Annotated in this window: 5 protein-coding genes; 4 read left to right on the top strand and 1 reads right to left on the bottom strand. The window is 43.5% G+C overall.

What is annotated here, in order from left to right; genetic code table 11:
- Positions 1 to 494: 494 nt before the first annotated feature.
- The gene (locus G1O98_RS34700) at positions 495 to 1,757 is read left to right on the top strand and encodes a DUF4912 domain-containing protein (protein WP_163938316.1); all 1,263 of its coding nucleotides are present in this window, start codon (positions 495 to 497) and stop codon (positions 1,755 to 1,757) included.
- 85 nt (positions 1,758 to 1,842) lie between these two features.
- Entirely contained in the window at positions 1,843 to 2,769 is a 927-nt protein-coding gene (locus tag G1O98_RS34695) for a phosphodiester glycosidase family protein (protein WP_163938314.1), read from the top strand.
- A 125-nt stretch (positions 2,770 to 2,894) separates the two neighbouring features.
- Here the strand turns inward: G1O98_RS34695 and G1O98_RS34690 are convergent, their stop codons facing one another.
- Positions 2,895 to 3,209, bottom strand: coding sequence for a hypothetical protein (locus tag G1O98_RS34690; RefSeq protein WP_114082531.1), 315 nt, complete (start codon positions 3,207 to 3,209; stop codon positions 2,895 to 2,897).
- Between the two features lie 600 nt (positions 3,210 to 3,809).
- On the opposite strand from G1O98_RS34690, the gene G1O98_RS34685 reads away from it, so the two are divergent.
- A complete protein-coding gene (locus G1O98_RS34685; protein WP_163938312.1) occupies positions 3,810 to 3,965 on the top strand; it encodes an XRE family transcriptional regulator in 156 nt (51 codons plus the stop codon).
- Positions 3,966 to 4,346: 381 nt separating this feature from the next.
- Entirely contained in the window at positions 4,347 to 8,612 is a 4,266-nt protein-coding gene (locus G1O98_RS34680; protein WP_163938318.1) for an ATP-binding protein, read from the top strand.
- The last annotated feature ends 37 nt before the right edge of the window (positions 8,613 to 8,649 follow it).

The following is an 8,649-nucleotide window of genomic DNA, read 5'->3' as shown; positions in this document are numbered from 1 at the left end:
GAGCAGGGGGAAGAGGAAAATGACTCCTGCTATGGAACCGGAAGATGGGTTTGAGTCCGCTACTTCAACAAGCTGGGTTAAATTCCCCCTTGCCCCTTCCCCACAGCTAAATGTCATGGAATATTGATATTTGTGCCAGCGAGCAACACTGTGCTAGCTACCAATGTTATGTTTTCATGACATTGTGATCCCAGAAAAGCTTATAAATTCGTAATATAGTCAAAAAAGCTATAGAAACCACTTGATCCCTAGATATGCTTAGTGGTTAATATTGACTTAACAAACAGAACTTCTTCGATCCCAAAGAAATGCTAATTTTGGCATAACCAGGAATTTTAGAAGTTAACTCAATTTAAAAACAGATTAAAAAACTTAAAACTGGGCAAAACCAGGAGTCAGGAATAAGAAATTCATCTGGATGTGGATGACCTTTTATATAGCATTCTTTAACCAGGGGAAATCATTTACCGCTTACACTACTGGAGGCCAAATTAATGGCAAAAGAACGCCCCCCCCTAGAGGAGATGACCTTACGGCAACTACGAAAAGTTGCCAGCGAATATAGCATCTCTCGCTATAGCCGAATGCGTAAATCACAATTGCTGGCATCAATTTTAGAAGTCCAGCGAAGCAAAAGTTTGCTCAGTCCATCTCGTTCATTGGAGGCACAGGAAACCGTGGAAGCTGCTAAGTTTGAATTAGGTCAGGAAGATCGTACAGGTGGATCTCTAGCTGATGTTGATGAAGGACTCGCAGATTTGCCTTCTGGCTATGGTGAAAGCCGGATTGTCCTCTTACCGCGCGATCCACAGTGGGCTTACACTTACTGGGATATCCCCAATGAACATAAAGAGGAACTGCGCCGCCAAGGGGGACAACAACTCGCGCTACGGATTTATGATGTCACCGACATCAATATCGAATACCAAAGCCCTCACAGCATTCAAGAATATCCTGCTGATGAATTAGCTAGAGAATGGTATCTACCAGTTCCAGTTAGCGATCGCGATTATGTGATAGATATCGGCTATCGTGCTGCTGATGGTCGCTGGTTAGTACTAGCTCGTTCTGCTAGAGTACACATTCCCCCAGTCTATCCTTCAGACTGGATTGAAGATGTCTTCATCACTGTCAACTTTGAAGAAGATTTGCGCGGTAAGACTCAGTACGAACTAGTTCCCCCAGCCAAAAAGATTGCAGCTACAGCTACTGCCAATGGTGGTGTAAACACTAACGGCAATCCTATCTACGACCAAATCTTTGGTTTAGCCGAATCTGCCGAAGCGCTACGAGTTGCTGGTTCTATCTTCGGTTCTCAGCATCAAGTACCAGGTTCAGCGCGTCCTGAACAAGCCCTTAGTTCCTACATTTTCCCATCTGGTGTGGGTATGTGGGCAGTTCCCACTGTCTCAGGCTTAACCGCTTCCGGTGCAGGAATGTCAGGTGTTGGCTTCTCCGCTTCCGCCGTTCCAGTGCGTCCGCGAAAGTTCTGGTTAATTGCCGATGCTGAATTGATAGTTTACGGTGCAACAGAACCCGACGCTACCGTAACCATTGGTGGCCGTCCAATTCAGCTAAATCCAGATGGGACATTCCGCTTCCAAATGTCCTTCCAGGATGGTTTAATTGACTATCCGATTCTGGCTGTAGCTGCTGATGGTGAGCAAACTCGGTCAATTCAGATGAAATTTAATCGTGAGACACCATCTCGGAATACTAACACTAAAGAAGAAGCTGTTTTAGAATGGTTCTCTTAAGTTGTAGTTATTCAGATTAATTTCAGACTGAAATTTTAAATTATTCCCCGCTATAGTAATTCTGTAGCGGTTTTTTTGTATTATTATGTCAACCAAAAAATTATTTTTGTTATTTATCTCGATAATTGGTGCAAGCTTGTTATCAAGTTGTCAACAGATTGAAGCAAATCCAGTCCCCAAAGCATCTAAAACTTGCCCTGGCAAAGATCCTAAATTCAGTATTGATTTTTTTAAAACCAATAATCAAGGTAAAAAAAGTTCCAGAGGTATTAACAATGTAATTATTTTTAATCCTAAATCAGCAGAATTGGATTTCAAAGTTAATGTTGGTCTATCTCATAAGCTCTACGCCAAAGATGCCAGAGGTAAGCTGCGTAAAGAATACATTCCAAAGCAGTTTCATGAACTCATTGGCGATGAGAATGCCAAATTGAACGGACAGCTACCCATTGCCGCAATTAATGCCGACTACATAGATACTGATAATAAGCCACAAGGTTTAAATGTCTCTCGTGGTATAGAATATTCAGGAGCGTTTAAAAACAAACGTTCTTCCTTTGGGATATCAGGAGGTACACCCAACCAAAGGCAGGCTACTATCCAAGCTGGTAGAAGAAACAACGATATTCTCAATTACAATTTAGTAGGCGGTAATGGCAGATTCTATCGTCAGGGTAAGTTTAAAGATATTTGTCAAGATTTGGGAGAATTTGCTTGTAAAAATGCAACTAATCGCTCTCTGGCAGCTATCACTACTCAAGGCTATGTAATACTATTAGTTAATGACTTGAAAGCTAATTCAGAGATTGAATTATCTCAACTTAATCAAGAGTTACTGCCAGATATGTTTGATAATGTCTTACAAGGCATTGCTAACAATAACTGTTTAGGTAATATTCAAGAAGGAATTTTATTTGATGGAGGTATGTCTCCAGGATTGTATTATAACCAGAAAACTTATGTAGAAAATCTTGGGCCAATTGGTTCAGTGTTTTTGATCTATCAAAAATAAATAGAGTTTAAAATTATTAACCTTGGTAGGGGTAATTCATGAATTACCCCTACCTCTATTGTTAGTTGAGATGATAGATGGATTTACGTCGTGCTGTAGTAGGTTTACTTCCATATAGCTAAACTTTAAAATACTGACTCTTTGACTTTTTTCAAATTCTCAAGCTTATTTGGATTTACCCAACGATTGACAAATTCGTGGTTATGTTTGTATACCTTGATTTGTACTTGCTTAGAACTTAACTGAACTACTTCGGCGGGAATCCTTTGGACATCGCTAGAATCTGCACGAGCCTTGTAAAGCCAAATGACTTTTTGCCCTACTTGAAAATAGTCAGGATTGTTATTTGAAGAAGGCGTTTTTTCTGCCCAAGAAGGGAAAGCAATTACTAAGTTGATTAAAAGTACTAAGACTACTAGAGTGATTTGGAAAAGTTTCATGATCATTGCGCTTGTCTTAGGTCTGTTGGGGCAATCAATCTGCTGATCTAGCATTTAGCTATTCTCCTTATTTGTTTTATCAAAGTTTAAAGATAAGTACACCAAAATTTTTTTGGTAAATTTAGCGTTAGTTTGGTATTTAAATTTTGGCAAGACACCTACTTTTATCTCATACGCAAAACTACACGCTATAGGGATAATACGTTGCGGGTAGTCTGTTGGAGAACTCGTAAAGTATCTGCTTCTCTAGGTTCCCTGCGGGAGGCTACGCAAACGCGCAACATGTCGCAGACAGACACTCTGCGTAGCTTGCTTCGACCTAAGAGTATGCGTCTACATAAATTGCCCATACTGAAAAGAAAGATTTTCAGTATTGTTTGTGTAAGTCTTGTAAAGTTCAAATCTCTACTGATTTCAGGATAAAGCGAGTTATAGAATAAAATCAAATAGTCTTGTTTCTTAAAACGATAAATTAAAATTATGATAATGTTGTGATGCTCTGATTTGAGTTCACAATCTCTATCTCAAGAGCAGTAGACGCAAAATAAGATTTTGTCGTAAAAATTGTTAATATATGGTGCTTTATGAACTTTAATATATATGACTCATAGTGTAAGCCGACTTGTGGCAAAGCAACCTAATATTGGCAAACTAATTCGTGCCCTGCGGCAAGAGTTAAATATGTCTAAAGAAAGGTTTGCAGCCGAGTTTAGTGTTACTTCCCTAACAATTAACCCTTGGGAAATGGAGATGTAAGACCTTATCTCTTAAGAATAGAGCGAATTAATAATCTACTCAAGGAGTTAAGTGAACCAGGTTGAATTTTTAAGAAAATAGACTACCGATAAGAGGAGTAGGCATTGTGAGTTCTGAATAAGAATTGACCTTGTTTGGTAGCTTGGAATATCAGTCATATAAAGCTGACAATCGAAGAGAGCCAAAACAGCAACTTGTCCTAAAAGACGATTTCAATGCTTTGAAAAGTCACGGCAGAGCCTGTATGTAATTGTATATGCCTTTGAATATCCTCTAAAATGACTATTTAGGAGCATCAACGTCTAATTTAGAGGGGATTTTGCCAAAAAGACGATCACAGATATAGCCTGTAACCGACGCATGACCAACCGAGAGGAATTAATGAAGAACGAGTCAACGTCAGCAAGCAACGCCGACGTAAATTTCCTTATCGGCGGGGGTGAAATGGGTGCTAGGATGCGAGAATGGGACTGGTCAAAAAGCTCCCTTGGCCCAACACAGCAGTGGCCACAGAGTTTAAAGACTGCCGTGCGAATTATGCTGACTTGCCGCCAACCTATGTTTGTTTGGTGGGGCGAAGAACTCATAAACCTTTATAATGACCCTTACAAGGCTATTATTGGCGGCAAACATCCAGAAGCACTTGGGCAGCCAGCTTCCTGCGTGTGGCGGGAAATATGGGATCAGGTTGGCCCGCGAGCAGAATCAGCGATGTTGAAGAACGAGGGTACTTATGACGAAGCGCTGCTGCTAATTATGGAGCGCAACGGCTATCCAGAAGAAACCTATTATACTTTTTCATACAGCCCAGTTCCTAATGACCAGGGCGAAACAGGCGGGATAATCTGTGCCAATACAGACGACACTCAGCGCATCATTGGTGAACGTCAGTTAGCACTTTTGCGCGAACTAGCAGCTAGGACGGCAGACGCAAGGACATTCGATCAAGCCTGTACACTAAGTGCAAATTGTCTGGAAAGCAACCCTTACGATTTGCCTTTCGCAATGATTTATCTGGTTGATCCAGATCAGCAACAAGTTTTTCTGGCTGGAACGTGCCGCATCGGGCAGAATCATGTAGCAGCACCCGAAACAGTCGATCTTGATTCTGATTGCGTTTGGCCGTTTGCGGAAGTGATCGAAACGCATCAGGCAAAACTAATTTCTAATTTGGAAGTGTCTTTTAGTAGCTTACCCTGTGGTGTTTGGGAGCGATCGCCCCATCAAGCGATCGCAGTACCAATTGCACCATCCGGTCAGACGGGAAAAGCCGGTATATTAATTGCAGGGTTGAATCCCTTCAGGCTATTTGACGATAACTATAGAAGATTCATCGATTTAGTTGCGGCTCAAATTGCAGCCAGCATCGCCAACGCCCAAGCTTACGAGGAAGAACGCAAACGCGCCGAAGCCTTGGCAGAAATTGATCGCGCTAAAACTGTCTTTTTCAGCAACGTCAGCCACGAGTTTCGTACCCCTCTAACCCTGATGTTGGGGCCATTAGAGGAAACCTTAGCTAATTGTGCCACCCTGCTGCCAGCCAACGAACGAGAGCAGTTAGAAATGGTGCAACGAAATGGACTCCGCCTGCTAAAACTGGTTAACAGTCTGCTAGATTTCTCGCGCATCGAAGCCGGAAGGGTTCAAGCTTCTTATGAACCCACCGATCTGGCCACTTTCACCGCAGAACTAGCTAGTGTATTTCGTTCAGCAGTAGAGCGCGCAGGGATGGAATTATCAGTCAATTGTCCTTCCCTTCCAGCAGCAGTGTATGTAGATCGGGAAATGTGGGAAAAGATTGTTCTTAACCTGCTCTCGAATGCCTTCAAGTTCACGATGACTGGAAAAATCGCGGTAAGCTTGCAGTGGGCAAACGACCATATTGAGTTTGCAGTCAAAGACACAGGAATCGGTATCCCAGCAGAAGAAATTCCCCATCTTTTTACACGATTCCACCGCGTCAAAGGGGCGCAAGGACGAACTTTTGAAGGGTCAGGAATTGGATTATCACTGGTGCAAGAATTGGTGCAAATGCATGGTGGAACAGTCAAAGTAACCAGTGTTCTAGGAGCAGGTAGTTGCTTTACTGTATCAATTCCAACGGGATATGCTCATTTGCCTCCAGCCCGGATTAGCGCCCCTCGAACCTTAGCTTCAACTGCCTTAGGTGCAACCCCTTATCTAGAAGAAGCTCTGCGTTGGCTACCCGAAGAGAGCAGGGGAAGCAGGGGGAGAAGAGAAGCAGGAGGAGAAGAAATTATTCAAGAAGGCGACTACACATATATAAGTTCTTCCCCTGCCCCTCTGCCCCTCTGCACCTCTGCCAGAATTCTGCTGGCTGATGATAACGCAGACATGCGCGATTATGTCAAGCGGCTGTTAAGTCAGCAGTATGAGGTGGAATCAGTGGCGGACGGTTTAGCGGCTTTGGATTCTGCCCGTGGGCGTGTCCCTGATTTGGTACTGACGGACGTAATGATGCCTGGATTAGATGGCTTTGGACTGCTACAAGAATTACGGGCCAATCCGCAAACAAAAAAAGTTCCCATCATTCTGCTGTCGGCACGGGCGGGGGAAGAGGCACGGGTGGAAGGTTTAGAAGCGGGAGCCGATGATTATTTAATTAAACCGTTTTCGGCTCGGGAATTGTTAGCACGGGTGGAGGCAGCCCTAAAAATGGCTCGTCTCCGTGAGGAGGCAATGCAACGAGAGCAAGGGCTACGCATTGAAGCTGAGGTGGCAAAAGCACACTTAGAAACTGTCCTCGCTGGCATCCAAGACCAATTTTTTGTGTTGGATCGGGAGTTGAATTACACCTTTGTCAACGATCGCGTAGCAGAAGTTGTGGGCATCCCAAAAGAAGAGTTGCTAGATCGGATGATTTGGGAACTGTTTCCAGATTTGGCCAAAAGCGAGTTTTATACCCAGGTTCATCGGGCGATGGCAGAACAGACGGTTGTTCAGTTTGAATACTTTTATCCTGCTTGGCAACGCTGGTTTGAGAATCGCCTCTACCCCTTTGCTGACGGAGTAAGCATCTTTGTTACAGATATCAGCGATCGCAAACAAGCAGAGAAAGCACTTCGTGAAAGCGAAGAACAGTTCCGCAACATGGCTGACAATGCCCCCTTCATGGTTTGGGTAACAGATACCAATAACTATTGCACCTATCTGAGCAAAAGCTGGTATGACTTTACCGGTCACAACGAAGAGACGAGTCTGGGATTTGGCTGGTTGAATGCCGTACATCCAGAAGATTACAATGAGGTTAGGAATATTTTCCTGAAAGCTAGCAAGCGGTGTGAGGCTTTCCGTATGGAGTACCGCTTGCACCGCAAAGATGGCGAGTATCGCTGGACAATCGATGCTGCTAATCCTTGGTTTGGGGTGGACGGTCAATTTAAAGGTTACATTGGCTCAGTAATTGACATTACAGAACGCAAGACAGCAGAAGCCGAACGCGATCGCCTCCTGGAACTTGAGCAAGGTGCGAGAACTGAAGCTGAAACAGCCAACCGGATTAAAGATGAGTTTTTGGCGGTGCTTTCCCATGAATTGCGATCGCCTCTCAATCCCATTCTTGGTTGGGCAAGACTCTTACAAACCCGTGAATTTCAGCCAGCAGAGATCAAGAAAGCTATTGCAACCATCGAGCGGAATGCTAAATTACAAGCTCAACTCATTGAAGATTTGCTTGATGTCTCTCGGATATTACAAGGCAAGCTCAATCTGAAGATGTTTCCCGTCAACCTAGTACTGGTGATTGAGGCGGGATTGGAGACAGTACGGTTGGCAGCAGAGGCTAAAGACATTCAAATTCAGACAATGCTAGATGCTTCTTTGGGGCAAGTTTTAGGTGATTCCGATCGCTTACAACAAGTAATCTGGAATCTGTTATCGAATGCCGTCAAATTCACTCCTGAAGAAGGAAAAATTAATATTCAACTGGAACGCATTGATTCTCAAGCTCAGATTACCGTCAGCGACACAGGTAAAGGAATCAGCCCTGAATTTCTCCCTTATGTATTTGAATATTTTCGTCAGGCTGATGGCACAACAACCCGAAGGTTTGGTGGTTTGGGGTTAGGGCTAGCAATTGTCCGTCATTTGATAGAATTACATGGTGGCACGATTTGGGCAGAAAGTTTAGGGGAAGGGCAAGGAGCTATTTTTAGAGTTAGGCTACCCCTGATCAAAAAAGAGTTAACCCCAAAACAACAGATAAATATTGACCCTATAAATGCTTCTTCTCCAACTGAAATCCTTACAGGCATTCAAATCTTAGTTGTAGACGATGACGATGATACCCGTGAGTTTCATACATTTGTGCTAGAACAGGTTGGGGCAAGGGTAATTGCTGTGGCATCAGCAAAAGAAGCACTGCAAGCATTGGCAGAGGCAGAACCAGATATTTTGATCAGTGATATTGGAATGCCAGAGACAGATGGCTATATGCTAATGCGCCAAATTAAAGCATTGCAGCTAAAGCAAGCTAAACAGATTCCCGCGATCGCTTTAACTGCTTATGCTGGAGAAATCAACCAGCAACAAGCGATCGCATCAGGATTTCAAAGGCATCTGTCTAAACCCGTTGAACCAGATGAGTTAGTCAAGGCAATCGCAACTCTGATTGGTAGGAATGGCTGAGGTTCTAGCAGGTAGGGGGAAGGGGAAAGGGGAAAGG

The organism is Nostoc sp. UIC 10630, assembly GCF_010747425.1.
In the GTDB taxonomy this organism is placed as follows: Bacteria; Cyanobacteriota; Cyanobacteriia; order Cyanobacteriales; family Nostocaceae; genus Nostoc.
Note: the sequence above shows the minus strand (reverse complement) of the source record. Positions and strands in the feature narration are given on the sequence as shown.